Origin of the sequence: Streptomyces sp. NPDC005878 (genome assembly GCF_040629815.1) — a bacterium.
Lineage (GTDB): Bacteria > Actinomycetota > Actinomycetes > Streptomycetales > Streptomycetaceae > Streptomyces.
Window position 1 is genome coordinate 43,614 of the sequence record NZ_JBEXWK010000029.1, and the last position, 24,830, is coordinate 68,443.

The 24,830-nt window shown below is 68.3% G+C and carries 22 protein-coding genes and 8 pseudogenes; 15 read left to right on the forward strand and 15 right to left on the reverse strand.

All coding sequences use genetic code 11. From position 1 onward, the window contains the following. Positions 1-59 precede the first annotated feature (59 nt). Positions 60-2,180 (forward strand): glycosyltransferase family 4 protein, encoded by a 2,121-nt coding sequence (locus ABZ404_RS31190; RefSeq protein ID WP_358832956.1) that lies wholly within the window; start codon positions 60-62, stop codon positions 2,178-2,180. Positions 2,181-2,264: 84 nt separating this feature from the next. On the opposite strand, the gene ABZ404_RS31195 is transcribed toward ABZ404_RS31190, so the two are convergent. The 4 genes and pseudogenes from ABZ404_RS31195 to ABZ404_RS31210 all read right to left on the reverse strand — a co-directional run. Then, positions 2,265-2,825 (reverse strand): GNAT family N-acetyltransferase, encoded by a 561-nt coding sequence (locus ABZ404_RS31195; protein ID WP_358832957.1) that lies wholly within the window; start codon positions 2,823-2,825, stop codon positions 2,265-2,267. 101 nt (positions 2,826-2,926) lie between these two features. Then, complete coding sequence (locus ABZ404_RS31200; RefSeq protein WP_358991122.1) at positions 2,927-3,355, reverse strand: STAS domain-containing protein; 429 nt, start codon at positions 3,353-3,355, stop codon at positions 2,927-2,929. Positions 3,356-3,709: 354 nt separating this feature from the next. Then, the gene (locus ABZ404_RS31205; protein ID WP_358832318.1) at positions 3,710-4,159 is read right to left on the reverse strand and encodes an SRPBCC family protein; all 450 of its coding nucleotides are present in this window, start codon (positions 4,157-4,159) and stop codon (positions 3,710-3,712) included. A 408-nt stretch (positions 4,160-4,567) separates the two neighbouring features. Continuing rightward, a pseudogene (locus ABZ404_RS31210) lies at positions 4,568-4,965 on the reverse strand (IS630 family transposase); the annotation flags it as partial. A 133-nt stretch (positions 4,966-5,098) separates the two neighbouring features. On the opposite strand from ABZ404_RS31210, the gene ABZ404_RS31215 reads away from it, so the two are divergent. The 3 genes and pseudogenes from ABZ404_RS31215 (at position 5,099) to ABZ404_RS31225 (ending at position 5,889) form a co-directional block, all read left to right on the forward strand. Continuing rightward, on the forward strand, positions 5,099-5,341 hold the full coding sequence (locus tag ABZ404_RS31215) for a hypothetical protein (protein ID WP_358832311.1): 243 nt from the start codon (positions 5,099-5,101) through the stop codon (positions 5,339-5,341). A 2-nt stretch (positions 5,342-5,343) separates the two neighbouring features. Further along, positions 5,344-5,532, forward strand: a pseudogene (locus tag ABZ404_RS31220) (Clp protease N-terminal domain-containing protein); the annotation flags it as partial. A 204-nt stretch (positions 5,533-5,736) separates the two neighbouring features. Beyond that, positions 5,737-5,889 carry a Clp protease N-terminal domain-containing protein gene (locus ABZ404_RS31225; RefSeq protein WP_358991134.1) on the forward strand — a complete coding sequence of 51 codons (153 nt, stop codon included), beginning with the start codon at positions 5,737-5,739 and terminating at the stop codon, positions 5,887-5,889. A 138-nt stretch (positions 5,890-6,027) separates the two neighbouring features. Here ABZ404_RS31225 and ABZ404_RS31230 read toward each other — a convergent pair whose 3' ends face one another. The 3 genes from ABZ404_RS31230 to ABZ404_RS31240 form a co-directional block, all read right to left on the reverse strand. Continuing rightward, positions 6,028-6,417 (reverse strand): barstar family protein, encoded by a 390-nt coding sequence (locus ABZ404_RS31230; protein ID WP_358832310.1) that lies wholly within the window; start codon positions 6,415-6,417, stop codon positions 6,028-6,030. Between the two features lie 259 nt (positions 6,418-6,676). After that, on the reverse strand, positions 6,677-7,144 hold the full coding sequence (locus ABZ404_RS31235; RefSeq protein WP_358832309.1) for an SPW repeat protein: 468 nt from the start codon (positions 7,142-7,144) through the stop codon (positions 6,677-6,679). A gap of 260 nt (positions 7,145-7,404) precedes the next feature. Beyond that, positions 7,405-7,530 carry a hypothetical protein gene (locus tag ABZ404_RS31240; RefSeq protein WP_358832308.1) on the reverse strand — a complete coding sequence of 42 codons (126 nt, stop codon included), beginning with the start codon at positions 7,528-7,530 and terminating at the stop codon, positions 7,405-7,407. A gap of 489 nt (positions 7,531-8,019) precedes the next feature. On the opposite strand from ABZ404_RS31240, the pseudogene ABZ404_RS31245 reads away from it, so the two are divergent. Together ABZ404_RS31245 and ABZ404_RS31250 are read left to right on the forward strand one after the other, a co-directional pair. Further along, positions 8,020-8,802 (forward strand): annotated as a pseudogene (locus tag ABZ404_RS31245) (DUF6193 family natural product biosynthesis protein); the annotation flags it as partial. A gap of 43 nt (positions 8,803-8,845) precedes the next feature. Continuing rightward, positions 8,846-9,268 (forward strand): hypothetical protein, encoded by a 423-nt coding sequence (locus tag ABZ404_RS31250; RefSeq protein ID WP_358832307.1) that lies wholly within the window; start codon positions 8,846-8,848, stop codon positions 9,266-9,268. A gap of 113 nt (positions 9,269-9,381) precedes the next feature. Here the strand turns inward: ABZ404_RS31250 and ABZ404_RS31255 are convergent. After that, positions 9,382-9,474 (reverse strand): annotated as a pseudogene (locus ABZ404_RS31255) (IS5/IS1182 family transposase); the annotation flags it as partial. A gap of 294 nt (positions 9,475-9,768) precedes the next feature. On the opposite strand from ABZ404_RS31255, the gene ABZ404_RS31260 reads away from it, so the two are divergent. Further along, entirely contained in the window at positions 9,769-10,257 is a 489-nt protein-coding gene (locus tag ABZ404_RS31260) for a hypothetical protein (protein WP_358832306.1), read from the forward strand. Between the two features lie 693 nt (positions 10,258-10,950). Here the strand turns inward: ABZ404_RS31260 and ABZ404_RS31265 are convergent. Continuing rightward, entirely contained in the window at positions 10,951-11,208 is a 258-nt protein-coding gene (locus ABZ404_RS31265; protein ID WP_358832305.1) for a hypothetical protein, read from the reverse strand. 475 nt (positions 11,209-11,683) lie between these two features. Between ABZ404_RS31265 and ABZ404_RS31270 the strand changes: the two are divergent. Continuing rightward, a pseudogene (locus ABZ404_RS31270) lies at positions 11,684-11,950 on the forward strand (DUF6207 family protein). 219 nt (positions 11,951-12,169) lie between these two features. Here ABZ404_RS31270 and ABZ404_RS31275 read toward each other — a convergent pair. After that, positions 12,170-12,970: an aminoglycoside phosphotransferase family protein gene (locus tag ABZ404_RS31275; RefSeq protein WP_358832304.1), complete on the reverse strand. Its 801-nt coding sequence runs from the start codon at positions 12,968-12,970 to the stop codon at positions 12,170-12,172. Positions 12,971-13,027: 57 nt separating this feature from the next. Beyond that, entirely contained in the window at positions 13,028-13,702 is a 675-nt protein-coding gene (locus ABZ404_RS31280) for an SUMF1/EgtB/PvdO family nonheme iron enzyme (RefSeq protein ID WP_358832316.1), read from the reverse strand. Between the two features lie 351 nt (positions 13,703-14,053). Here ABZ404_RS31280 and ABZ404_RS31285 point away from each other — a divergent pair, with 351 nt between their 5' ends. The 3 genes and pseudogenes from ABZ404_RS31285 to ABZ404_RS31295 all read left to right on the forward strand — a co-directional run bounded on the left by ABZ404_RS31285 (position 14,054) and on the right by ABZ404_RS31295 (position 16,204). Next, a complete protein-coding gene (locus ABZ404_RS31285; protein WP_358832315.1) occupies positions 14,054-14,254 on the forward strand; it encodes an NUDIX domain-containing protein in 201 nt (66 codons plus the stop codon). A 96-nt stretch (positions 14,255-14,350) separates the two neighbouring features. After that, positions 14,351-15,130 (forward strand): annotated as a pseudogene (locus ABZ404_RS31290) (IS5 family transposase); the annotation flags it as partial. A 177-nt stretch (positions 15,131-15,307) separates the two neighbouring features. Further along, positions 15,308-16,204 (forward strand): SDR family oxidoreductase, encoded by an 897-nt coding sequence (locus tag ABZ404_RS31295; protein ID WP_358832314.1) that lies wholly within the window; start codon positions 15,308-15,310, stop codon positions 16,202-16,204. Positions 16,205-16,241: 37 nt separating this feature from the next. Here the strand turns inward: ABZ404_RS31295 and ABZ404_RS31300 are convergent. Beyond that, positions 16,242-16,438: pseudogene (locus tag ABZ404_RS31300) on the reverse strand (IS5/IS1182 family transposase); the annotation flags it as partial. A 69-nt stretch (positions 16,439-16,507) separates the two neighbouring features. On the opposite strand from ABZ404_RS31300, the pseudogene ABZ404_RS31305 reads away from it, so the two are divergent. From ABZ404_RS31305 to ABZ404_RS31315, 3 genes and pseudogenes are all read left to right on the forward strand, one after another. After that, positions 16,508-17,039, forward strand: a pseudogene (locus tag ABZ404_RS31305) (ISAzo13 family transposase); the annotation flags it as partial. Positions 17,040-17,168: 129 nt separating this feature from the next. Further along, complete coding sequence (locus ABZ404_RS31310) at positions 17,169-17,405, forward strand: hypothetical protein (protein WP_358832303.1); 237 nt, start codon at positions 17,169-17,171, stop codon at positions 17,403-17,405. 380 nt (positions 17,406-17,785) lie between these two features. Further along, a complete protein-coding gene (locus ABZ404_RS31315; protein WP_358832302.1) occupies positions 17,786-19,027 on the forward strand; it encodes an MFS transporter in 1,242 nt (413 codons plus the stop codon). Positions 19,028-19,409: 382 nt separating this feature from the next. Here ABZ404_RS31315 and ABZ404_RS31320 read toward each other — a convergent pair whose 3' ends face one another. After that, positions 19,410-19,709: a hypothetical protein gene (locus tag ABZ404_RS31320; RefSeq protein ID WP_358832301.1), complete on the reverse strand. Its 300-nt coding sequence runs from the start codon at positions 19,707-19,709 to the stop codon at positions 19,410-19,412. Positions 19,710-20,191: 482 nt separating this feature from the next. Then, positions 20,192-21,049: a class I SAM-dependent methyltransferase gene (locus tag ABZ404_RS31325; protein ID WP_358832300.1), complete on the reverse strand. Its 858-nt coding sequence runs from the start codon at positions 21,047-21,049 to the stop codon at positions 20,192-20,194. A 117-nt stretch (positions 21,050-21,166) separates the two neighbouring features. Here ABZ404_RS31325 and ABZ404_RS31330 point away from each other — a divergent pair, with 117 nt between their 5' ends. Continuing rightward, a complete protein-coding gene (locus ABZ404_RS31330) occupies positions 21,167-21,784 on the forward strand; it encodes a TetR family transcriptional regulator (RefSeq protein ID WP_358832299.1) in 618 nt (205 codons plus the stop codon). A gap of 803 nt (positions 21,785-22,587) precedes the next feature. Here ABZ404_RS31330 and ABZ404_RS31335 read toward each other — a convergent pair. Next, positions 22,588-24,759: an MMPL family transporter gene (locus ABZ404_RS31335; RefSeq protein WP_358832298.1), complete on the reverse strand. Its 2,172-nt coding sequence runs from the start codon at positions 24,757-24,759 to the stop codon at positions 22,588-22,590. Positions 24,760-24,830 lie beyond the last annotated feature (71 nt).

A 24,830-nucleotide genomic window follows, 5' to 3' on the forward strand; every position in this document is an offset into this window, starting at 1 on the left:
TGCGGATGGTGCGAGAGTCCCCCGCATCTGCCCGACTGTCCGGATGGGGCTCCCACGTCATGAAGATCGCTTTTCTGCTGCAGAACGCCTACGGCATCGGCGGTACTATCCGTGCCACATTCAATGCCGCCAGTGCCCTCGCTGAGCGGCACGACGTCCACATCGTCACCGTCTGGCGAACCGAGGACAGACTCCGCCTGCCTTTGAGCGGACACGTCACGCTCTTGCCGCTCATCGACAAGCGACGCCAGAGCCTCGCCCCTTGGGACAGCAGACTGCGGGGTCAGCCCAGCCAGCTGGTCCCGCCGCTCGAAGCACAGGGCGCGCACTTCGACCGACTCACCGACCGCAAGGTCGCCCGATACCTGGCCCGGACCGACGCCGATGTCGTCGTGGCCACCCGACCGGGACTAGTGATCTACCTGGCCGCGTTCGGCCGCGGCCACTACCTGAAAATCGGACAGGAACACCGGACCTACGGCACCCATGAGGCCGGCATCCGTGCTGTCCAGGACGCCGCCATCGCCGCTTTGGACGCGCACACCACGGTCTCCGAGGCTGATGCTGTTGTCCATCGCAGGCACCTCGCCCACCTATCCACCCCGATCAGGTGCCTTCCCAACGCGTCACCCCGTGCGCTCACCGAACCCTCGGACGGCACCGCCCCACTCATCATCGCCGGCGGCCGCCTCATCCCCGCGAAGCAGTACGGGCTCCTCATCGACGCCTTCGCCACCGTGGCGGCCACGCATCCGCACTGGAAACTGAGGATCTACGGACGGGGACCCGGGCACGCCGCTCTGCGCGCCCGGATCGAAGAACTCGGCCTCAGCGACCACATCTCCCTGATGGGGGTGAACGCTTCCCTCGCCACCGAATGGGCCAAAGCATCCATCGCGGCCGTCACGTCGCGAGAAGAGTCATTCGGGATGACGATCGTGGAAGCCATGCAATGCGGAGTTCCGGTCGTCGCCACTGACTGCCCCCACGGGCCGCGGGAGATCATCCAGGACGGAGAGGACGGTTTGCTGGTCCCCAACGGCAACAGCGGCGCTGTCGCCCAGGGCCTCATGACACTCATCGCTGACGCGGATCTGCGCCGGGCCATGGGAAACGCGGCTCGCCGCAACGTCCAGCGGTATGAGCCTGTGAACATCGCCCAGCTCTACGAAAGCCTCATCGCTGATCTCCATGTGATGTCGCCCCCCGCGCCTCGCTCCCGCACCCACCGCATGGCAGCCGGTATCCAGCGTGTCCGGACATCCGCACACCGGGCACTGCGTTCCACACCCTCATCAGCCGGCCGAACAAAAGGCGGGGCCCCCGGCCCGCGGCCCCCGCTACACCCGAAGGCCCGTTGCCACGTCGATGCCGCGGGGGATCTCGTGATCCGGCTCGACCGTGCAGGCATGAAAGGCAGCGCCTTCACGCTCACCGCGGCCCTGCGCAAGAGCGAGGGCCGGACAGACGACGTCATCAGCCTTCCCCTCCGCCGACCAGGCCCTGGCGCGGACACCTGGACGGCGACCCTGCACCGAGGTGACCAACTCGCCGAGGGCCGGTGGGACTTCCACGTGCACCGGTCCGATGACGGCGTCCGCCGCCGGGTGGCCTCAGAGGCAGTTGACCAGCGCTGCCTTCTGACGCTGGAACCCTTGCCGAGTGTCCCCTTCAGCTGGTGGATCCCGTACACGACCGTCAAGGGCAACCTGAGTGTGCGAACGTGGCGGCGCCCGATGCATGCCGAGGCCCGCAAAGTGAACGTCGATGCCACGTCGTTCTCTGTCATGGGCACGTTGCACGGTACAGAACCCCAACACGGCGATCACCCCCGCTTGCTAGCGGTCCCGCGCAGACGCCCGTCCGCCGCCTTCGAGGCTGACCTAACGGTGTCCGAAGAGGGCGTATTCCACTTCACCGTCGCACACTCTCAGGCACTGCACGCCAGCGACGGACAGCCTGAGGTCTGGGACCTCTGGCTCCGGCTGTCCCCAGGGTCTCAGCCCGTCCGGGTCGCCCGTATCCTCGGCGATCTCATCGATCGCAAGCGCACGGACGTGTATACGGCGACCGACACCCCCCACCCCCAAACAGGTATCAGCACCCGTCTGCGTCCCTACTTCACCGTCAACAATGACCTGGCACTGCGACTCAGCCCCGTGCCCCTCCGCGCACCCTGACGGAAGCTGAACCGGCCCGGTCGGGGAGCGACGGCAGGTCGTCGCGGTCCGTCGGCTCCGCCAGATTCGCCGGGCTGTTGGCGTCTATGGTGCCTGTTCCCACTCGGCGCGGGTGAGTTCGTACTCGACTTCACCGTGCTCGGAGCCTTCGATCGGCTCCGGCCAGTCCCCGGTGAAGTTCCGGACGAGGGACAGACCGGATTTTTCCATGACGCGACGGGAACGGGTGTTGACGGCCATCGTGTTCGCCGTGACCCGTTCGACCTCCATGTCCGTGAACCCCCTGTGGATCAGGGCCCGGGAGCCCTCGGTGGCGTAACCGCGTCCCCATGCCGCTCGGTTCAGCCGGTAGCCGAGTTCGACCACGGCGGTGCTGTGCTCCTCCAACGGCCGGAACTCGAACCAGCCCAGGAAGGTGCCGGTGGTCTTCTCCTGCGCGGCCCAGTAGCCGCGGGTCTGCCAGCACGGGTAGTCGTGCAGGAGTCGCGGCAGGGTCTGCGTTTCGATCGCCTGGCGGCTGGTGGGGCGGCCGCCGTTGATGAAGCGCATGACCTCGGGATCGTTGTCCAGGGCGAGCAGGTGGGCGGTGTCGGCTGCGGTGAACGCGCGCAGGACGAGCCGGTCGGTCTCCAGGAAGTTGGCCATGCCGCGATCTTGGCCATGGGGTGGCCGGACCTGCTACCGATTTTCCGACCAGCCCGAGGTGGTGGGCAACCATCCGGCGCCCGCGGCGCGTACCGCTAGGATCAGGCGGCCCCGAACGCACCTTCGCCCACCATGTCGCCTGCATCGGACGTGATGGTGAAGGCGCCCAGGGTGCCCGTGAGTTCAAACAGCCGCTGAATCCCTATCGGCAGGGATCCGGCCAGGACCAGCTCGCCGCGGCGGCGGGCCCGCAGCAGGACGGACAACAAGGCACAGTCGGCGAAACCGCAACCCGAAAGATCCACCACGATCCGCTGCGTCCGGACACACAGCAGCGCGTAGTCCAGGACCGGGGCGGTCTCGAGGTCGATGTCGCCGGTCACACGCACCAGCACGGTCTGCTGCGCCCGGGCCGCGGTAGTCCGCACGACGGGAGCTGAGGGACAGTCGGGCACCGTGCGGGCGGCGGCCAGGAGGCCGGGCCCCGGCAGTAGACAGCGGAAGGTGCGTCGGCCTAAAGGGTTCACCATGTGGGGCCGTCCCGGATGGAAGGGAGCAGCCGCTTCCCTTCCGTCAGGCGCGCCGGGAAGGAAGCGCGCGGCCCTTCATCCAGGGCCGCGCGGTTGGACCACACCCAAAGGCGCCCCTTCCCCCCGGGGAAGGGGCGCGGCAGTGCGGTGGACGCCAACGGCTGAACCCCACCGTACGCCCCTGCACGCCACCCCAACAGAGGACCTGCCACCAGCGCGTCACGGCGCTCGCAGCACGGCGCGCCGCGGACGGAGGCAGGCCGGATTCGCGTCGTTGCGCCGAAGGGCGGTCCCCCTGAGCTACTGATGAGACAACGGCCTGCAATGTCCTGGGCGGCGGCCGCTCAGCCGGGGTCAGACCTGGCCGCGCCAGGAGCCGGTCTCAGTGCCTCGCTCTTCGATGAAGTGCTTGAACCGCTTCAGGTCGCCCTTGACCTGCCGGTCGACGAAGCCGAACTTGTCGCCGACACTCTCGGCCATCCCCTCTGGGTCGAAGTCCATGCGCAGGGTGACCTGCGTGTGTGCGGCGTCAATCGGGCGGAAGGTGACGAGCCCGGACTGCTCGGTCTGCCCGCCCACCGTGACCCAGGCGACCTTGGTGTCCGGGATCTGCTCGGTGATCTCCGCGTCGAACTCCCGCTCCACGCCCGCGATCTTCGTCACCCAGTGCGTCAGCGTGTCAGTACGCTGTTCAATACGTTCGACCCCCTCCATGAACTCGGGGAACGACTCGAACTGGGTCCACTGGTTGTAAGCGGTACTGACGGGGACATCGACCTCAATAGACTCTTCGACCTGCGACACAGGTGTCTTCCTTCCCTCGGGACCTGACTCGGCCGGAATGCCGACCATGGCCACACTCCTTCCCAGGAGAGGTCCCGCCAGCGGTCCGCCAGCGGGTTTGCCACCCTTGCGTGGGACAGACCACACGCACCCAGCCCCTTCGGAATGCGGATGCCGAAGGCCACCCACACGGCCCTACTGCGGTGCCCGAGGCCACGGCTGAAGAGGGGATGCGTCGCCAGCGACACGGTGCGGGGAGCAGGCAAGGGAGCGAGGAGGCGGGGTTGGTCTGTCGTCAGAACCGTGCCCTTACGCGGTGACAAGCGTTAGACAAACGACGCGTGCACCCGCTGGGCCCCCGCAAGGCGGTGCCGTCCGCGGCTCCGATTCCCGCCCGGCGTCGGAGCCGCGCTCACAGCCTGGTACAGAGCTGATGTCGTCGACCACCCCCTCGGCGACCAGGAAGTCGGCCAGCTTGACCAGGCTCCAGGTCGAAACGGCAGGTTGTGCTCCGCCGGCTTGGACTTGGCGATCTTCTTGATCTCACGGCGCCCGGGCAGCGTGAAGGTCCTGGGCCGTCCGCCCTTGCACTTCGGGCAGAGCGAGTCGAAGCCGTAGGTGTGGGAATTGTGGGTCACGTCCCGGACCCGGTCACTGCTGGAGAAGGTGACCTCCGCGATCTTCGCCACCGGCATGCCCTGCGCGGACAGCAGCACCGTCTGAGCCCGGCGCCAGGTCACCACCGACCCCGTACCTCGTCGGATAGTCCGCAGCAACCGCCGGCCCTCGTCGTCATCGATCTCGCGCACGCGTACGCGTTCTGCCAACGGCGCAGGTTTGCAGCCATCGACCGCTCCGAAGCTCCAGGCGTCCTCGCCGCGGATGGGGGCAGTGAGTGGTCCAGCCAGCTCTTGTCAGGCTTTCTTGACATCTCCCTCTCGTCAGGGAATCCTGACACTCATGGGAGCTGAGGACACACCGGCCTCGCTGGCCGGACAGGTCACCAACAAGGACCCCGCCGTGGGACTGCAGGCCGTCGTCGCTCTGCGCCGTCTCCTGGAAGAACTCGAGCGGGTCCACGTCGACAACGCACGCGACCAGGGCTGGTCATGGCAGAGCATCGCCACGTCGCTGAACGTCAGCAGACAGACAGTGCACGAGAAGCATGCAAGCAGGCGCAAGGCCACAGGCAAGGAGGAGTAGAGGTGTTCGAGTTCTTCACCGACCGCGCCAGGCGCGCTGTGGTGCTGTCCCAGGACGAGGCGATCGCCCTGGGACATGACTTCATCGGTACCGAGCACATCCTGCTCGGCCTGATCGGCACCGACCAGAGCACGGCCGGGGACGTGCTGCGCGAGCAGGGTGTCGAGCTGACGCGGGCCAGGGCAGAGACCGTACGGATCCTGAAAGCCGCCGGAATCGTCGCCGCCGGCGGACAGCCCGCCAGAGACGCCCTGTCGTCCATCGGCATCGACATCGAGGAGATCCAGCGCCGGGCAGATGACACCTTCGGCCCCGGCGCCTTCCAGTACCCAAGGCCCGCCTACACCCCGGACGCCAAGAAGGCCCTCGAACACACCCTGCACGAGGCCCGCGCACTGGGACACGAGAAGTTCGGCACCGGGCACATCCTGCTCGGCTTGCTGGCAACGGGACAAGGCCACGGCTTCGAAGTACTGGCCGCCCTGGAGGTGGACCCCACCAGCCTGCGCCAAGCGGTCCTTACCCGGGTGACGAGGGAGACCTCCTAGCGACGACCGGGATTTGTGGGCGCCGCCTGGCCCGAAAGGCCGGGCGGCGCCCACACCGCTCACCCTCCGACAAAAACTCCGTGCCGACGATCAGCGCTTACACACCGTCCGACAGGGCAAAGGTTGCTTGATGCGGCACTAGCGCAGCTGCAGCACGCCGGGGGCGCGGTTCTCGAAGATCTCGACCAGTTGGTCGAAGACGGTCGGTCCGCGCTGGTCGCGGGCCGCATCCAGTCGCGCCGCGAGGATGGCTCGGTTGGACGGGTGGCACCGGGCCTGAAGAAGTTCCAGCTGGTGCACCGTCTCGGAGTATCCGAGCTGGTCACGCGACACCTCGTGGTCGCGCCATTCAACGACGTACTCGTCGACGTCGGGGTGCCCGGGGCCGCCGCTGAGGCAGTCAGCAAGGGCATCGAAGTTCCTGCCGAAGTACTGGCGCCCGGGAGCGTCGAAGGCGTCCATGATGACCTGCCAGAAGGTGTCCAACGTTCGAATCCGTGTTCCGTCCAGCACGTATACCGCAGTCATGATCCGCAGGATACGTCCACCTCCGTCACCCGCTCATCCCCTTGAACCTGTGCTGTTCAGGCACCGCCTAGCACAGGTTCATCCGGGAAAAGCGCGCTTTGCTGAACGCCTTGTTCAGCATGAGGATGATCGAGCCCTCTTCGGAGCGTTTGGTCCGAGGGCTCGAGCAACCGCCACCCGGGGTCGACGGCAGCACGGGCCCGTAGGACTGCCGCCCCAGGCCGGGGCGGCAACGGGGTGTGCCGGTTTCCGGCCCCTGTCAGGTTCCGGGCATGGGACGGTGTGTGCCGGAACCGCGGCGGCTGGCGTTGTCGCGGGCGGCGGACGCGGCCGCTAGGGCGAGGAGGGTGGCGAGGGCGCCGGTGATGAGGTTGCTGGTGATCGAGCGGGTATGCGCCACGTCGCCCGCGACAACCCACGGGGCCACGCAGGTCCAGATTCCTATGACGGCCGCCGCCCAGGCCATCGAATGGGTGCGCTCGTAGGAGTTGCCCAGCCCTCCCAGGAGAAGCATGTAGGCGATACCTGCGATGAGGTTGGTGACGGCGAGGGTGGTGAAGCCGTTGAAGCCGACGATCCACGGGGAAGCGGCGAGGAAGAGGCCGGTGAGCAGAGCCAGGGCCTCGACCATCTGAGCACGCGGGGTGGCGGCCGCGCGGTCGTGCCGGGCACGCAGCTCCATCAGGTCAGGGTGCTCCTCGATGGGCGTGCGGTGGGTTGACGTCATGATGACCTCCAGAGAAGGAGTGGTTGACTCCCACCTACCCGTAAGACGGACATAAACTCATAAATAGGGCGCGCGGTCTGGAAGCCTTTACCTGGCCACGGCGGGGACGCCTCCGCACAGGCGGTGACGCTCCCAGTTCTACGCTTCAGCCACTGCCGAGAAGTGCGCCGCGGGCTCGGCACGGACCCGACGGGGCATCGCTCAGGGCCTCCGATGCAGGTCCATCCATAGGGGCCGGTGACGGCCACGGCGTGAGCGTGTCAGGTCGCCATGCCCCGGGGCCGGTAGTGGAACCACTGTCCGTGGTGGTCCCTGGGTTCGGCATTGACGTGGACCTCGCCGTTGCTGGCACCGCCAAGCAGGTCGCGCACCCCATAGAAGACCATGACGCCTTTCGGCTCGGAGTGGGGAAGGGCCTTATAGCCCCGCAGGATGTGGCCGCTGCGCCGGCCCACCCGTGTCGTGGAAGGTCGAGCTCCACACGGTGGGTGTGTGCTCGCAGCCGCGCGCCGCCACCTTCCAGAACGCACGCTCGTCGACGTCCCTGTGCTCGATGTTCGAGCACTTGCCGACGTGGACGCCGTGAACAATCTGGATCTTGTAGCCAGGATCCGTGCGGGTCCTTTAAAGACTCCCTCGTTGAGGGGTACGGGCCCAGATAATCGAAGCCGTGACCCAGCCCCAGCCCGGTCAGGGCAGGGCGGACGGAATCGACCTTCCCCCGGCAACAGTCCACTGCCCCCGGGGGTGACGTAGCGAGTACGCACCCGGTAGACGCGGACGGAAGACGCCGTCACGTCGTCCCATCGCGGATTACCTCGGCTAGGGTGCCGGCATGACCGGCAGCGACATACCCCGACCCGGTAGCCGCCCAGTGGGAGCAGGTACGCGCCCTCAACGAGAACATCATCGACAAGGCCCTCGTGGAAGCGGCCTACGCCACCCCCTCGTTGCGTCAGCTGTTCCCTCTCGTCAGCCACGGCTCCCTGCAGTTCAGCCGGTGCACCCGCTTCCCCTGGTCCCAGGACTTGCCCTCCGTGTTCCCTCACGTCGGCAACCGATTTCGCGTACTCCAGCTCCACAAAAGGAACGAGGTCGGCGAAGCCGACACCGCCGAAGAAGCTGTCCGCCTCCTCGCCTTCCACCTTCCCCCCGGCTGCGGACCCGCGATCGACGGCACACCCGACCTCCTCACCCCCTCCCCTGACCCACCACGCAACGACACCTCCAGTACAGGACGTAAGCCCGCTGCCCCGAACCCGCTGCCACTGCCTCATCGGCGCCGCGCAGACGTCGCAGCCGATTCGCGGCTGCCTGTGCCTGACCGCTCACGATGCCGGGATGGGCTTCCCAGGGCCTCGCAGGCCGGCGGCGAGGTTTCGGGCGAGGCGGAGCTGCCGGGACGGCAAGAGGGCGGTGCGGAGGAGGGTATAGGGCTGAGTCCCAGCAGCTGCAGCAGCACCTCGCCCGGCATCGGCCCTGAAGCCTGGTCACACCGCATGTGTCCCGACCTCGCCGACCGGACAAGCCTCAATGGGGCGCTGCGCCTGGCCCGGATCGCCGACGACGCCATCTGCCCCCAGGGCCGCCCCTGCTCCGTAACTCCACGCTCGTGCCACGCCAGTCCCGGACGGCTGGCTGTCAGTACCCTCCTCTAGGCTCCCCCTTTGTTCGCACAGGCCGAAAAAGGGGGGGCTCCGCGTGGGTGGCAGTTTCTGGTGGCAGACGGGCCCGTACCAGCAGGATCTGGGCGCGGCGTTCCGCCAGGCCCAGGAGCAGGAATTGGTCAAGGACGATCACGGTTTCCCGGGGCGGACCATGGACCAGCTGTGGGACGACGAGGGCTGGCAGGAGTACATCTTCGCCGGGGGCACCGGAACGGTCCTGGACCTCGTCGACGTCGTCGAGCCAACCGAGGCCAGCAAAGGGCCTTTCGTGCGGCCGTTGACCGACCGTGAAGTGCGGGCGTGGGCGCCCACCGGCCAGCCCACCTCTGTGCAGTGGGCCGACGCTCTGGACAGCGAGGCGCTGCGCTTCCCCGCACGTGGCTGCGGGAACTGCACGGTGCTCTACCTCGACGGCCAGCCCGCCCAGATCGGCTACTGGGGAGTCACCGCCGACTGACGGCTCAAGCAGGCGCCGGTGGGCAGCCCTCAGTCGCCGAGACCGACACGGGCCAGCAGGAGGCGCCGTCACGGTGGAGCGCCCGCACCCGAGAGCCAGGCCGTTTCTTTGGATCACCTTGCTGACCAGATGAAGATGGCTGCCAGGTGGAGTCCGGCGAGGTAGACGGTGGCGGTCTTGTCGTAGCGGGTGGCCAGGCCACGCCATAACCGGCCTCCGGGCAACCCACGAAAGCCAGGCCCTCCTGGACGCGGCGGGAGAGGCGCTGCCAGAGATGGAAAGGGTTCGCTGACCTGCACCACAGCGGGGGCTGCGCCCGCGATGCCCTGCCGATAGGTGAGGCAGCCATCACGGCAGACGACCTCGACCCCTGGGTGCGTACGCAGCCAACGGTGGATTGGCGGTGGGGTCATGCGGCGTGTTGGCGTGCGCGGATGGCATGCCGGGTTCACCCTGTCGGAATGGAGTGGCGAGTGCCTCAAGGGCCACCGCATGGCCCGATGCAGCCGCCCGGCAGCACGGACAAGCAGCCCACGGGCCGGCGGATCCGGCCGTGGCTGACGCATACGGCCGCGGCCGCGGTGGGGCTGCTGATCGGAGCGCTTGCCGCTTCGGCAGGGCACCCGGCCCCTGGCGGGGACGCCTCCCCCAGCGCGACGGTGGCACCCACACCCGCCCAAACCGCCGTACCGCCCTCACCGGCCACCACGGCACCCTCCGAAAAAGCCGGCCCGGCCGACGCGGAACAGATTCCCGGCGATGGCGTCTTCCTCGTCGGACGCGATATCAAACCCGGCACGTACCGCAGCGAAGGCCCTCAGGGCGACCCCATCATCTACTGCGCCTGGGCACGGCTGAGCGGGACCGGCGGCGAAGGCAAAGACATCATCAGCGGCGACGCATCCAAGGGAGCAGAAACCGTCACCATCGCAGCCACAGACAAAGCCTTCCGCACCAGCGGCTGCAAAACATGGAAGAAAACCAACTAACTCGTCCGCTCAAGCCAGGGGGTTTCGTGTGGATTACCGTGCGGACCAGAGGAAGATCTGCAGAGCAGGTCCCTTGCGGGCCACCTCTGCGGCCTTCCCCTCCTCAGGCACTCGCTGAGCTCGGTCACAAGAAACCACAGGCTGGCCATGTCCCCGGCGCTTCAGGACACCAGCACCGAGGGACACGGGCAGATCCACTCGCTGTTCCCGAAGCCGCTGCACAAGTTGGACCGGCCATCTATGCGAGGAGGGCATGCCAGATCCAGGGCCCGGGCGTGCCATTCCGGGATGACAAGTGCTTTCTGTTTGCCTGGCACAACACGCTCCGTGCCTCTGATGGCGCGCGCGAGGAACAGCCCCAGCGGCGTACTCAACGTATGACCGAGGGGGGGTCGCTGCCCAGACGGGCGACCACCGCATCCCATCGTTCGGCATGGGGAAGACCGCTGCGCAGGTTGTCGGCAGCCGGGCAAGCGGTGAGTGGCACCAACTGGATACCGACAGCACCATCGAACCGCCGGGCATCCGGTGCGTTCAGGGCAGTCCCGTAGGCGTCGGTGCGGCTCGCCAGGACCAGGAGAGGACGGCTCCGACGCCGTGATCAGACCAGCCCGTGTCGCGACGGCCTTGCGGGTCTCTCCGAGCGGCTCCCGCCTGCTCAATCAGACCCGGACCGTCCTGAGGGAACTCCTCCTAGCACAGGAGGGCCGCCTGGGAGACGACTCCGGCCAGCCGGCCGTCCTTGTTCTTGATCCAGGCCATGGCGACGTTCACCGGAATGGCCACCGCATCGATCAGGTAATCGCTCCGAGACCGCGGGCGGTAGACGTCAACGACGACCAGGATTCCGCCGGACGCCAGGTGCTGGCGCAAGCAGGTGAGGGCCTCACTGAACGGCATGTGGTGGATGGTGGCGACACATGTGACGACGTCGTAGGGGCCAGGCGGCACCTGCGGGTTGCATGAAATTGGTCAAGTGCTCGCATGCGGGACAGCGGTGTCGTCATGGTGTGAGTCCCTCAGCCCCTCGGTCGTCTGGGAAACGACAGCCAGCGCGCCTGGACTGGAACGACCGTCTGCCGCTTGTCGCGGCCTGCGCCCAGCGCATAGCGCCACCTTTGCATCGGACGTGTGCACATCGCGGCGACTTGGCTACGAGGAATCGGCCGCGCCTGCCTCTTCGCAGCCACTGCACCGTGAGGACCTGCTCTGGGCAGGCCGCCGTGACGCTCGGAGCTGTCACGGCTCCCCCCAAGGGAGCAGACCGGGCCAGCCTGCCAGCGGACGCGGCTGCCCCTTCCCTGTCTACGGCCCCGTCCCAGTCCGCGCGACCGGACCGGGCACGTCATTGCGATGTGTTCCCTCGCACGGATGTATCTGTCCCGGCCAGACAACCCCGCAGCCGAACGGAGCCGTCCTAGGGAGCATGCCGATCGAGGAGGTGCACATCTCGGGGCCAGGCCTGGTCGTCGTGGACGTCACGGGCGGCGACGAGAAAACCGTCCCAGCCGTGATGGAACAGCGTCAACAGCAGTAGGCGACCTCCGGCACCACCCACACATCACACGTCCCTGGCGAGTCCGGCGTCCGCGCCCAGGTCTACGCCGACACCAGACGGCAGCCCAACATCGACTACGCCGCGTCTGGATCACCAAGAGCGAGTCAGCCCTGGAGGGCAGGATTAATGCTGTAGCCGAGCAGCAGAAGGCCCTGGAACAGGACCCCTCGTGCACCCCGCCCCCGATTCCACCGCAGTCGCTCTCGACCACCAGACAACTACTCCCTCGCGTCGGTCATGAGGCAACTGGCAGTGTTCCTCGGCGACTGCGACAGGGGCGTCTCTCATGGGCCACCGAGGACGAACGCGGCACCAAGAACGCCCGGTGAGTCTGTCCACGAACGTCCGGGCCGGTCAGTCCAGCAGGGCAGCCGTGAACGTCTTGCGGTGGTCCACCAGCCAGCTCTGCATGCGGTCCCAGCGTTCCCATCCACCATGCTCGGCCAGCGCCTGGAGATAGACAGGATCTCCGCCAGCCGCACGGCGGGCGACGAAGGCCCGGCAGACCTCCGTGGCCTGCTCGATGACGCCGGGCAACTCGGCGCGATCCCCCGCCGAGAGGCCGTAGCTGTCGGCAAGCATCCGCAGCCGTGCGGGCGCATCCAGTCCAGGGGGATAGAGAGCGGCCGCAGACCCGGGATCGAGCATGGGCACCCAATAGCGGGCAGTCATGGCGACGTCCCAGAGGGCACGGCCCGGGGCCGCCAAGTCGAAATCGATCACGGCTGCGGCACGACCGTCACGAAAGACGACGTTCTCCGGGCACAAATCGTTGTGGCACAACATCGTTCCTCCCTCCGGGTCGGCAAGGTCCGGGGGCCACTCGGCACCGGTGTCGACCGCGACGACCGCGCTGGTCTCATGCAGACGCCGCAGCAAACTCCCCACCGATTCGAGGGCGGAACTTGTCATCGCCCAGTCCGGCAACGGCGGCAGAGCCACGTCACCAGGAATGAAAGTCAGCTGCTCACGGCCATCCGCAGTGAGACCGACAGGGACCGGCGCCGCGTCGAAGCCGTGCTCCTTCAGCACAAGGAGATAGGCATGCAGGTCGCGCGCGTTGCGCGGTGCCGGTCGCTCCACCAACTCCCCCCGGCGGAAAACCGCCCCCGCGTTCGCCATGCCGCCAGTCAGCGCCTCGTCTTCATCCGTCATGAGGATCACGCTAACGCCCGACCAACCCCGCGCGCGCCGAGCTGCACACGACGTGAATCAGCTCACGACGGAACGCGCGACGCGGAACCCCACGTCGTCGACCTGGAAAGTCGGGTGGCTGCGGCGCCGCGCGGAGGCCCGGCAACTCCAGTGCTCATCGAACCAGCCACCGCCACGCAGCACCCGGTAGGCGCCATAGACCTCGGCGTCGTAGACATCCCAGCACCAGTCCCAGACGTTGCCGAGCATGTCGTAGAGCCCCCACGAGTTGGGGCGCTTGCCGCCCACCTCGTGGATGCGCTCGTGCGAGTTACCGCGGTACCAGCCGATCTCGTCGAGCTCCCCGTAACGCGGTCCTGCAGTACCGGCACGGCAGGCGTGCTCCCACTCGGCTTCGGTCGGCAACCGGAACCCGTCGGCGGACGCGTCCCACTCTACGTCGTCGGCCTCGGCACGGAAGTGGTACGCGGGCGTGAGGCCGGCGCACTGGGAGAGGGCGTTGCAGAATTTCACCGCGTCCCACCAGGCGACGCCCTCGACGGGCAGCTGGTCCCCACGGGTGGTACTCGGCTTCCGGCCTGTGATCTGTGCGTACAACCCCTGGGTAACCGGCCATGCCGCGAGCTCGTAGGGCGCAAGCCCGACCGACCAACTGCGCTGCGTCCGCCGGTCCGACAGCGTCACCTGCCCCGGCGGGATGGCGATCATCTCGTTCCCCATCATCACGTCCATCATCAGGAGATCCTAGCGAGACCTATCAGTACGAAACGACAAAGCACCAATGGTTGTCCTTGGCTGACACGAATCTGCAAGTCGTCACCCTTCACTGGTGCCAAGTCGTATCCCCGGTCCGGCAAGCGGCTCCGGGGAAACGCACCGGTCGAAAGACCGGTTCCGCGCCCCGGGCCGACTTCACCAGGAGGCCACACTGAAGATCCCGAATCCGCCCTCACTGGCAGCCCACCGCGTCACGTATGGATGGGCAACACAGCGCCCCAGCTCAGAGCCGACCCGGCCGTCCATGGTCGGTAAAGTCAACGGAACCGGCCCGTACCTCCTTCATCGCCGAGATGACGCGAGGGCATCTGGCAGTCCTGGGTCCTGGCACTCGTGGGAGGCAAACGGTCACGGGACGATGCCAGCCTGGAGGCGACACTGCGGCGCGAGCCGGCAGAAGAGACGCCAAGCCTGGAACCCACGGACCTGACGCCGTTCGCAGGAAGCGACGAGCGCAGAAGGCCTGACGGCAGCCCTCAGCGTCTACTCCCGGCACTGGAGCGGTGACGCCGAGGCGGTGGACTTACGTAACGGAGTCCTGTTGACGTGGTGCACCGTGGACATGCCCGACCGGCTGCGCCCGAGCCCCGGCCTAGACGATTCGTGGGGAAACGTCAGTCGCGGCCGGGCATCGTGTCGGACGAACTGTGGTCGCTGATCGAGCCGTTGCTGCCAGAGCCGCCGCCGAAGAAGGTGGAAAAGGGCGTCCGCGGGTTCCTGACCGGCAGGCTTTGTGCGGGATCCTGTTCGTCCTGCCTACCGGGATCCAGAGGGAGTACCTGCCTCAGGAGCTCGGCTTCGGCTCGGGCATGACGTACTGGCGTCGCCTGGCGGCCTGGAACGAAGCCGGCGTCGGGGACGAGCTCCACAAGCTGCTGCTGAACACGCTGCGGTCGAAGAACCAGCTCGACTGGTCCCGGGCGGTGATCGACTCCCCCCCCCGCCGCCTCAAGGCCGCTCGCAGGGGCCCCAAAGCGGACCCAGTCCGGCCGACCGCGCACACCCGGGCAGCAAGCACCACATCACCACCGACGGCCAGGGCACCCCGCGCGCGGTGTCGCTGACCGGCCGAAACCGCAACGACATCACACAACTGCTGCCGCTGCTGGACAAGATCCCCGCGTTGCCGGTCCTGTCGGCCGGCCACGCAGGCGCCCCCACATGCTGTCTGCCGACCGCGGCTACGGCCACGACACATACCGCCGACTTCTGCGGAAACGCGGGATCCGGCCGGTGATCGCCGAGCGGGGCCAGCCGCACGGCACCGGCCTGGGCACCATCCGGTGGGTCGTCAAGCGCACCATCTCCTGGCTGGACGGCTTCCGCCGCCCGCGGATCCGCTGGGAACGACGCGACGACATCCACGAAGCTTTCCTCGGCCTCGCCGTCTGCCTGATCACCCACCGCCACGTCCAACACCTTTGTCAGGGCCAGTTACTCAGCGAGGGTGAGCGAACGAAGATCAGCGTCCAGCATGCGGATCAACTCACCAACCCGTCCGCCGCCCCTCGGCGCCGCCGGGAAGCGTTTGAGCACATCAACGACGACCGGCGTCGCACGATGCAGCGTCTGCTCAAGGTGTCCGTGTGCGCCATCGAGCCAGGGGCGGTGTCGGAGGTCACTGCGGTACTTCGCATTCCGGGCCGAGACCGACGGGTGTCCGTGACAAGGTGGGGATCTTGGTGGCAGGGGCGTCGGAGAAGGAGTGTGGAGGGGCTGATGGATGGGGCGGGACGTGTCGTAGTGGTCAGCGGTGGCGGCACCGGCATCGGCCGGGCCATCGCCGGGCGGTTCGCTCGGCAGGGCGACAAGGTCACTATTCTGGGGCGGCGGGCCGAGGTCCTGCGTGCGGCAGCGCGGGAGATCGAGAGTGCTCACCCCGTGCGGGCCGTTGCGGTAGACCTGTCGGTGCCGGAGGAGGTCGAGCGGGCGCTGGACGACCTTCCGGCGGACGTCAATGTGCTGGTGAACAACGCGGGTGGCCAGGGCGGGCCCGCGCAGGACGGGAGCCTGAAGGAGGTTGCCGAGCGGTGGCGGCGGGTCTTCGACAGCAACGTCCTGTCGGCGGTACTGCTCACCGAGGCATTGCTGCCGCGTCTGGCACAGCCTGGCGGCCGGGTGGTGACCATCGGCTCCGTTGCCGCCCTGCGGGGCAACGGAGCCTACGGAGCCGCCAAGGCCGCCCTGTTGGCGTGGAACCATACGCTCGCGCAGCAGCTGGGGCCGCATGGTGCGACGGCCAATGTCGTGATGCCCGGGTTCGTCGCCGGCACCGATTTCTTCGGCACACCCGCCGACGAGGAGGAACTTGCCAGGCGCCGGGACCAGACCCTGGTCGGCAGAGTGGGAGAGCCTGAGGACATCGCCGCGGCCGTCGCCTTCCTGGCCTCCCCCGAAGCCGGCTACATCACAGGCGAGTTCCTCAACAGCAACGGCGGTGCTGTGCTGGGGCGGTGACTGCGTCGCCCGGCCGTTGGACGGGTTGTTCAGCGAGTCACGAGCGGAGCCAGAGGCGCACGGCAGCAACAGTGACGGTGCCATGGAAGATACACGCTCGCTTGTCAAAGCGTGTGGCTACGGCCCTGTGGCCCTTGAGGGCATGAGGGCATTGATGGTTCGCTCGACTTCGTTGCGGCGCCTGTACGTCGTGTGGTCTAAGCCGGTGGGTCGGTCGCCCGCGCTGCCTCGGCGCGCGGCTCCCACGTTCAAGGAAGTCGTGGAGCTGATGGAGCAGTGGAACGTCAGCGCTTGGCCGGTGCGCACGATTTCCTGGGCCGTCGGGGACCGGGCAAGGCGATCCCGTACGGGATCTACGACATCGCCGCGAATACCGGCTGGGTCAGTGTCGGCACCGATCACGACACCGCCGCGTTCGCTGTCGCCTCCATCCGCCGTTGGTGGCACGCCCGCGGTCGGCACGACTACCCGGCCGCCACCCGTCTGATGATCACCGCGGACGCAGACTGCTCCAACGGCTACCGCACCCGTGCCTGGAAGACTGAACTCGCAGCACTGGCCACCGAGACGGGCCTGGACATCACGGTCTGCCATGCCGCCGGGCACTTCGAAATAGAACAAGATCGAGCACCGGCTGTTCTCCCACATCTCCATGAACTGGCGAGGCCGACCGCTGACCAGCCACGACGTCATCGTGAACAGCATCGCGGCCACCACCCGCACCGGGCTGAAGGTCCACGCCGAACGCGACCCGGGCACCTACGACACCGGCATCAAGGTCACCGACAGCGACATCGGCGCCCTGCCGATGGACCGGCACCGTTTCCACGGCGACTGAAACCACACCCTCCACCCTCAGCCTCCCGAAACCACCAGCGCAGCCGGTTCAGCCAGGAGCCCGCGATCAGCTGGCCCACACCTGTCGCCCCGCACCGGGTGTCTGCGCAACCCGGAGCTGACCGGCATGCCTGAACCGGCACTGGACGGACTCGTCGACCAACTGCTCACGAAACCCGCTGAGTTACGTGAGCAGGAACGGCTAAAGCAACGAGGAGGTGAGCGCATCCGCGCTCGCGGCGCAGGGGCGAAGGACAGGCTGACCACCGGCGACGGAGTCCTGGCCACCGTGCCCTACCTCCGCAGGATCGGCACCCGAGACCCGCTCGCCCAGCTCTTCGGAGTCAACGGCAGCACCCCCTGACCAGGGCCGTTCACCAAGTCCAGCCCCTCCTGGCCGAGCATGGTTACACCATTCCACCGTCGACAGCCAGGTTCCACACGCCTGCTGACCTCACCGCGTTCCTCGCTAACACCCACCCAGCAGAGATCAAATCAGCATGTTGATTCTCTTCGAGCCCTAAGCCAGCAAGCGGCCACCAGGTCGTGAGGCGGTCGCTCCCCACACGCCTCGCGGCTCCGCGCGGCAGCGTCGACGGGCAGCCACCGCTGAACGGTCGCCACTTCTCAGCACCCTTCAATGCCGCCTCTTTGACCGATAAGCGACCGAGATTCGCGCCGGGTCTGTAACATATCCAGAGCGTCAGTGACCCTTACCGCGTGCCTAGGATGCGGAGCTACGCCATGCCCCACCTGATACCGGACACCAGACCACAACGCGTCCTCGCCGCCTCCAACTTCGTGTACACCGTTGGCAGTGGCCTCTTCCTGACCGCGGGGGTGCTGTACTTCACGCAGGCGGCACACCTCCCGGCAAGCCAGGTCGGACTCGGGCTCGCCATCGCCGGATTCGTCTCGCTCGGCGTAGGCATCGGCGTCGGCCACCTTGCCGACCGATACGGCGCACGCGGCGTGTATGCGACCACGCTGGTTGTCCAGGCGCTAGGTACGGCCGCCTTCGTCCTGGCAGACAGCTTCTGGCCGTTCGTCCTTGCCGTTGCCACTGCCACCAGCGCCAAAGCAGCCGGCCTCGCCGCACGCTCCCCCCTGATCCGACACTACGGAGGAGACAGGCCGCAGGCATTCCGCGGCTACCTCCGCGCCATCTCCAACATCGGCATCTCCCTCGGAGCGCTGCTGGCGGGCTGGGCCGTCCAAGTCGGCACGCAGTCCGCCTACCAAGCCCTGGTCGTCGCCAACGCCGTCTCCTTCGCAGCCGCCGCAGCCGTCCTCATCATCCTGCCCTCCATCGCCCCTAAGCCCGCCGCCAGCGGCCCACGCTGGATCGCCCTTCGCGACCGGCCCTACCTCCTGATCACCACCCTTGACGGCATCATGGCGATCCAGTTCAAGGTCCTCACCGTGGCCATCCCGCTCTGGATGGTCACCGCAACCACCGCACCCCCCTGGCTGATCTCCGGCACCATGCTCGCCAACACCCTCCTCGTCATCGCGTTCCAGGTCCGCGCCAGCCGCAACATCGATTCCGCCTCTGCCGGCGCGCGCGCCTACCGGCGAGCGGGCGTAGCCTTCCTCGTCTCCTGCTCGCTGATCTCCCTGTCCGCGGGTGTGCCGACCTGGGCCGCGGTCACACTGCTGTTGACCGGGGTAGTGGTCCATACAGTGGGCGAACTGTGGCACGCCGCTGCAGGCTTCGAAGTGTCCTTCGCTCTGGCCCCGGAACGCGCCACCGGCCAGTACCTCGGGGTCTTCGGCCTGGGTGTCGGACTGTCCGAAGCCGTCGGGCCGACCTTGGCCATCTCGCTGTGCATCACCTGGGGGCGCCCCGGGTGGTACGTCTTAGGTGCGCTGTTCGCCGTCACAGGCATGGCGGCCCCACTCGCCGTCCGCTGGGCCCAACGCCAACAAGAGGCACGGCAGCCGGAGCCCCCGGCCCAGACCGTGAAGAACCTGCAGTCCACCTGATCACGGCGACGCGAGGGGCTAGCACGCTTTACCGTTGTGTCAACCCTGTTCAGTTGCTGGAGGCGCCCGGGCGGATGGCTCTCGTACCACTGCCCGTCCAAGGAGAGTCATTCAGCAGCTGGATAGGACGCCGTCGCACTCGAAAACCTCTGTCAGCGGTCAACACATCTCACGAAATTCTGGCGCCCGCAGGCTGTCCCCTATGCCGGGGGCTGGGAGCCCAGCTCCGAGCAGCTCACCCCCGGGCACACCCATGATCGCGGTGACCATGCCGATCCCGAACCCGGCCACCGCCCCAGTCACGATGCGCACCGCTCCACTGAGCCCCGCACTGGCCAGTTCCAAGGTATGGGCGGCCACAAGGCGGCGGCCATGAAGACCATCAGTACAGGGAGCACCCGGTAAAGGGTGGCGGCACCCGGTAGAGGGTGGCGGTCCGCATCCGGACCGCCCACGACGCCCCCACCCAGGCGCCGAGCAGGCTCCCGGCCAGCAGGTTGACCACGGTCGGCCAGCGCGCGCCCAGGTCGGAGAAGGGCACCGAGGTCAACCGGGCGGGCAGCGTGGCCGGCACCACGATCAGGCTCATCGCCTTGTTGAGAATGACCGCCGACAGGGCCGTGAACCCGAAGACGCCGATGAGTAGCGGCAGCCGGAACTCCGCTCCGCCCAGGCCGATCACATCAACGGCAGTGAGCGCACGGCTCGGCCAGGCAGAGCATCGGTGGTGGTCATCACGAATGAACCCTCTCCACGGCGGCGCCGAGGCCATGCATGTCCGCCCCGCACCCCATGCCCACCCCGAGCGACCCGGATCTCAAGTTCCTCCAAGAGCTCCCTACTGCTCTCGTGGCCCTGGCCTCCGTAGTGCCGGGGATCAGTACGGCGCCAGCGGCCGCGGAGAACGCCGGGCCCCTGGGGCAGTGCACGGTGAGTGTCCGCAACCCCGCGCATGCCGGGAACTACATCTGGGCCTATGCGCCCTGGACCTGTTCCACTCTGCCTGCAGACGGCTCGGGGCCGATGGCGCGCTCAGGGCGGCCGTCGTCATCGAGCGGGACCACACCCCTGCCGAGGGTGAGGAGCTGGGGTGACGGATCATCCAGCGCGCGCAGGAGCGGGAGCGCCAGGCCGCTCCTGAGCAGCGGCCGGCCGCAGCGAGCGTCAGGCCTGCGCGGCCTCACGGCGTACGGCGGTGACCAGCCAGGAACTGCTGCGCAGCCACACCGCGCCATCGGCCTCATAGCGGCGCAGCGCGGCTGTCAGCGCCTGCCGGGCTCTGGCCTGTTCCCGGGGGCCGACCTGGTCGAGAAGGTGGCGCCCGGGGCCGGAGTCCAGCAGGAACGCCGCGGCATCCGCCGCGTCGGCGCCCCACTTCCCCGGGACCTCGCTTCGCCGCACCTCGACTCCGGCGAACCTGCCCGCGGTGACCAGGGCGCGGATGCGGTCGGGATCAGTGAGCGCGAACATGCCGGGGCCGCCGGGCTCCCCGAAGCCGCCGAGCGGCAGGATGCCCTCCAGCGAAGCCAGGGCCGCGAGCCACTCGTTGGCCTCGGCCTCGGCCGCGCAGATGAAGGCCAGCCGGCCCCCGGGGCGCAGTGCGGAGTGGAGGTTGGCGAACGCGGCGACGGGGTCGGTGAAGAAGGTCATGCCGTAGCGGCTGATCACCGCATCGAACCCCTCGGCGCCGAAGGCGTGGACCTGGGCGTCGCCCTGGACGAACGAGACGTTCTCCACCCCTTCCCGCAGGGCGCTCGCCCGGGCCCGGCCCAGCATCGGGGCGGACAGATCCAGGCCGACCGCCTCTCCCCGGTAGGCGCGCCGGGCCGCGAGACGGGTCGTGCGGCCGGTCCCACAGCCGATGTCCAGCACGCGGTCGGTCTCCGTGAGGGCCGCAGCGTCCAGGAGGGGCTGGTTGAAGCCGTCGTTGACCGCATCCCAGCGGTCCTGGCTGCGGGCCCACTGCTCGCCCTCGTAGCCGTTCCACGCCTCGGCCTGCGCGGTGTTGATGAGTTGGTCCATGGGTGAACTCCCTCGAGGCGGGGCGCAGCACGCTACCCGGCCCCTAGAATGGGCAAGTGCCCAAACAGTATGGGCGAATGCCCATACTTACAATGGGGCTGAAGGAAAGGGGCAGTTGTGTCACCTCGCGGAGTGGCGATCCCGGACTTGCGGGAGCGGCTGTTCGCGGCGGCCGAGCGGGTGGTGGCCCGCGACGGCGCCGCCGCTTTGACCAGCCGCGCGGTCACGGCGGAGGCGGACTGCGCCAAGGGCGTCCTGCACACGCACTTCGCCGGCCTCGACGAGTTCGTCGCCGAGCTGGTCCTCGACCGGTTCGCGCGCAGCGCCCGCCAGGCCCAGGCGCTGAAGGCGAAAGCCGGGACGGCCACCGTTGCGGACAACCTGCAAGAAGTCGTCCTGGTCCTGCTGGAGGCCCTGCCTCCAGCCGTGGTGGGGCTGGCCATGACCCGCCCGGCGGCCGCGCTGCACACCCGGCAGGGCTTCCAGGCCGGCGCCCCGGCGTTCGATGCCATCCAGCACGCCTTCACCGCCTACCTCCAGGCGGAGCAGCGCGGCGGCCGGCTACCCGCCGACGCCGACACCGCCACGATCGCGCTCGCGCTCGTCGGCACCACTCACCACCTGCTGATGACACGCCCGCCGGCAGGGGGCGAGAACGCGAAGGGCGAGAACGCGAAGGCGACCATCCGACGGCTGCTCGCCGTCGTGCTCCGCGGCGCCCCCAACTGCCCATGACGTAACCCCGGCGCAGCACCAGGGCCCGGCGCGGGCCCCGCAGGACCCGCGCCGGGAGAGGCCTTGAAGCGGCTCCGGCCCGGCCAGTGTCCTGTGCCGGTGTGGATTGCCCGGTGCGCAGTGGGCGCCGGGACGGTGGGGGTGCCCACGGGTGAGGAAAGGCGCGCAGGCTGGTGACGGTGAAGCCTTTCGCGGCGCGGTAGCGATCGGCGATCCGTACGGAGCGTTGGAATGAGGCGGAAGACACCGAGGCGTCCCACGGCATACAAAGTGCCTCGAATCCGGGTCCATACCGAGGTTGCGAAGAAGCGCGGTCATGGGTCCACCGCCGGACTTGGTTGCACCGGCCGTGGGCAGGGGTATGCGCAAGCGGTTGTCCTGTGGGGCTTCGACAACGATCGAGACAGAGGAAGGGCTGGACGGCCCGGTGCGGGCAGCGGTTGCCGGTTGCCCGCACCGGGGCGGGTTGCCGTAGCTCAGCCGTTGCCGAGGCGAGTCCAAGCGGGCATCTCGACGTTCCGACAAGTGATGACCGCCCGGCCATGCCCTCGCGGACTGGTGGATGCCCTCGGACCGCCTGGCCTTGGCCTGGAGGGACGGCGCCCTAAGGGTGAGGACGTTGCTGATCACTGTCGCCGACTTCGTCGCAGGCGGTCCCGGTCCTGCCTGGAATCCGCCGCCTGCGGTATCACACCGCCTCGGATGCTGGGCTTGTTCTGGAGCCACCCGCGCGTCAGCCGGTTGCCGTCACCGTTCCCCGTGACCCAGGCGGGGGGACGGGTGGTGACCTGGCATCCGGGCGGTCAGCCCTTCGCGGGTTCACTTTGTGCGGTGCGCGGGCCGCCACCACGTCGTCGGCCGACGTGTGCCGGCCTCCACCAGTTGGCGGGACCGAGAAGTGCCATGACCGAGGGGACGAGGATTCCGCGGACCAGGACGGCGTCGAGGATCGCTGCCGATGCGATGCCCGCACCCATGAGCTTGAGGATGGTGACGTGGGAAGTCGTGATGGCGGCGGTGGAGATGGCGAGGGCAGCCGCGGCGGAGGTCATCAGCCGTCCGGTGCGGGAGATGCCCTTGACGATGGCCGCCTGGTTGTCCAGGCCGCGGTCGAACTCCTCCCTGATCCTGCCGAGGAGGAAGACCTCGTAGTCGATGGACAGGCCGAACGCGACGGCCAGGGTGAACAGCAGCAAACTTGCGTCGAGGGTGCCGGTGACCGTGAACCCGCCCAGCACGTCCGCCCCGTGTCCGTACTGGAAGGTCCACACGATCAATCCGGTAACGGCAGCCAAGCTGATGACGGCCACCGCGAGCGCTTTCAGAGGGGCCATCGCACTGCGGGTGAACACGGTGAGCGCGGCCAGCAGGACCACACACATCGCCACTGCCACCCAGGGCAGCGCGCCACGCACCGCGTCTGTCGTGTCGGTGATCTGCGCGGCACGGCCGCCTACCAGGACCGGGCCCGGCGCCGGAGTCTTGCGCAGCCCATCGACCAGGCGCGCTGCCTGGGGCGTATCAGGTCCCACCGTTGCCGCCACCAGCACCACTGTCGGGCGCTGTTCCTGCGCCGCCTGTCCGGGCCGATCGGCCGCAGGGTTGGGCACAATGCGCACCGCACCGACATGCGGCAGCCGGGCCACGGCGACCGTGTAGTTTCCAAGACGCGCGCCCGGCCGTTCAAGGACCACCACCTGGACGCGTTCCGGAGATACGTCGAAGCGCCCGCGCAGGTCCGCGGCCGCAGTGGCGGCCGAGGCCGCCGACGGCAGCGTCTGCTCGTCGATCGCGCCCAACCGCAGACCCGTTGCGGGCCAAGCCACCACGACCAGCACCGCGAGCGTCCCCAGGCCCGCCGCCACGGGCCGGGCAATGACACGGCGGGCGAGCTCCCGCCAGAACCGGCTGGCTCCTGCGACCGGAGCCCGGCGCAGTCTGCGCAGCGGGTCGGCGCCATCGACGCGATCACCCAGCAGCGTCAACGCGGCCGGCAGCACCGTCAACGCGGCCAGCGCCGCCAGCAACGTCACCGCCACACCCGCCAGAGCCAGCGCGCGCAGCAGCGGGACGGGGATGAAGGCCACCGCCACCAGGCATGACGAGATCACCACAGCCGAACAGAACACGCAGCGACCAGATGTATTGAGCGCCACGTCCAGTGCCCGGGCGCGCGGCCTTCCCTTCGCGTGCTCCTCGCGGTAGCGGGCCAGGACGAACAAGGTGAAGTCGATCGACAGACCGAAGCCGATAGCCGCGGCCGCGTTGACGGCGAACGCTGACACATCACTCACGTGGCCCAGCAGACCCAGCAACGGTACACAGCAGACGACGGCCAGCATCGCAACCACGAGGGGCAGCGCGGCCGCAGCCCACGAACCGTAGGTCAGCAGCAGGAGAAGCATGATGAGCGGCGCAGCCCAGAGTTCCGCCTTCAGCAGATCGGCCTCGGCCTGTTGGTCGATCTCGGCCGTCGCCCATGAGACGCCACTCGCGTCCACCCGCATCCCCGGCACCGCCGCCCGCGCCTTGGGCACGAGACGCAACGCCGCTTCCTTGCGGTCCGCGTCGCTGCCCAACAGCGAGACCGTCACCAGGCCGGTGCGTCCGTCCCGCGACATCAGCCACGGATCTCCCGTGGCGGCCGACTGCACCGTACGCACAGCCGGCTCGCCTGCCAGCACACGGGCAACGGCACCGGCACCGGCTGCGATCGCCGGCCGTGCGCCCCCGTCGCGCACCGTCACGGCGAGCACCAGGTCCGGGGTGCCGACTCCTAGTACCTCAGCCTGAGTCTGAGCCCTGGTTGACTCGGTGCCTGTGGCGATGGTCCCTCCTGCGCCGAAAGCGCCGAACACTGCTGGGAGGCTCAGGAGCGCCGCGACCAGGGCAACCGCCGCGCACACCACCACCCTCCAGGCCCGGGGAGCCGACCAGGCACCCCGCCCTGTCCCGTCCTCGCTGTGTACTGGCATACCGGCACTAACGATCAAGGCGCACACAAGTGATGTTGCTGCTGGCGGGAAGACCGCTCAACGGCCGAGCC

Bases quoted from the DNA above. Each gene is read 5' to 3' on its own strand.
- ABZ404_RS31190 (WP_358832956.1), top strand. From the start codon at position 60: ATGAAGATCGCTTTTCTGCTGCAGAACGCCTACGGCATCGGCGGTACT.
- ABZ404_RS31195 (WP_358832957.1), bottom strand. From the start codon at position 2,825: ATGGCCAACTTCCTGGAGACCGACCGGCTCGTCCTGCGCGCGTTCACC.
- ABZ404_RS31200 (WP_358991122.1), bottom strand. From the start codon at position 3,355: ATGGTGAACCCTTTAGGCCGACGCACCTTCCGCTGTCTACTGCCGGGG.
- ABZ404_RS31215 (WP_358832311.1), top strand. From the start codon at position 5,099: ATGGGAGCTGAGGACACACCGGCCTCGCTGGCCGGACAGGTCACCAAC.
- ABZ404_RS31230 (WP_358832310.1), bottom strand. From the start codon at position 6,417: ATGACTGCGGTATACGTGCTGGACGGAACACGGATTCGAACGTTGGAC.
- ABZ404_RS31235 (WP_358832309.1), bottom strand. From the start codon at position 7,144: ATGACGTCAACCCACCGCACGCCCATCGAGGAGCACCCTGACCTGATG.
- ABZ404_RS31240 (WP_358832308.1), bottom strand. From the start codon at position 7,530: ATGGTCTTCTATGGGGTGCGCGACCTGCTTGGCGGTGCCAGCAACGGC.
- ABZ404_RS31260 (WP_358832306.1), top strand. From the start codon at position 9,769: ATGCAGCCGCCCGGCAGCACGGACAAGCAGCCCACGGGCCGGCGGATC.
- ABZ404_RS31275 (WP_358832304.1), bottom strand. From the start codon at position 12,970: ATGACGGATGAAGACGAGGCGCTGACTGGCGGCATGGCGAACGCGGGG.
- ABZ404_RS31280 (WP_358832316.1), bottom strand. From the start codon at position 13,702: ATGGACGTGATGATGGGGAACGAGATGATCGCCATCCCGCCGGGGCAG.
- ABZ404_RS31295 (WP_358832314.1), top strand. From the start codon at position 15,308: ATGCAGCGTCTGCTCAAGGTGTCCGTGTGCGCCATCGAGCCAGGGGCG.
- ABZ404_RS31310 (WP_358832303.1), top strand. From the start codon at position 17,169: ATGCCTGAACCGGCACTGGACGGACTCGTCGACCAACTGCTCACGAAA.
- ABZ404_RS31315 (WP_358832302.1), top strand. From the start codon at position 17,786: ATGCCCCACCTGATACCGGACACCAGACCACAACGCGTCCTCGCCGCC.
- ABZ404_RS31325 (WP_358832300.1), bottom strand. From the start codon at position 21,049: ATGGACCAACTCATCAACACCGCGCAGGCCGAGGCGTGGAACGGCTAC.
- ABZ404_RS31335 (WP_358832298.1), bottom strand. From the start codon at position 24,759: ATGCCAGTACACAGCGAGGACGGGACAGGGCGGGGTGCCTGGTCGGCT.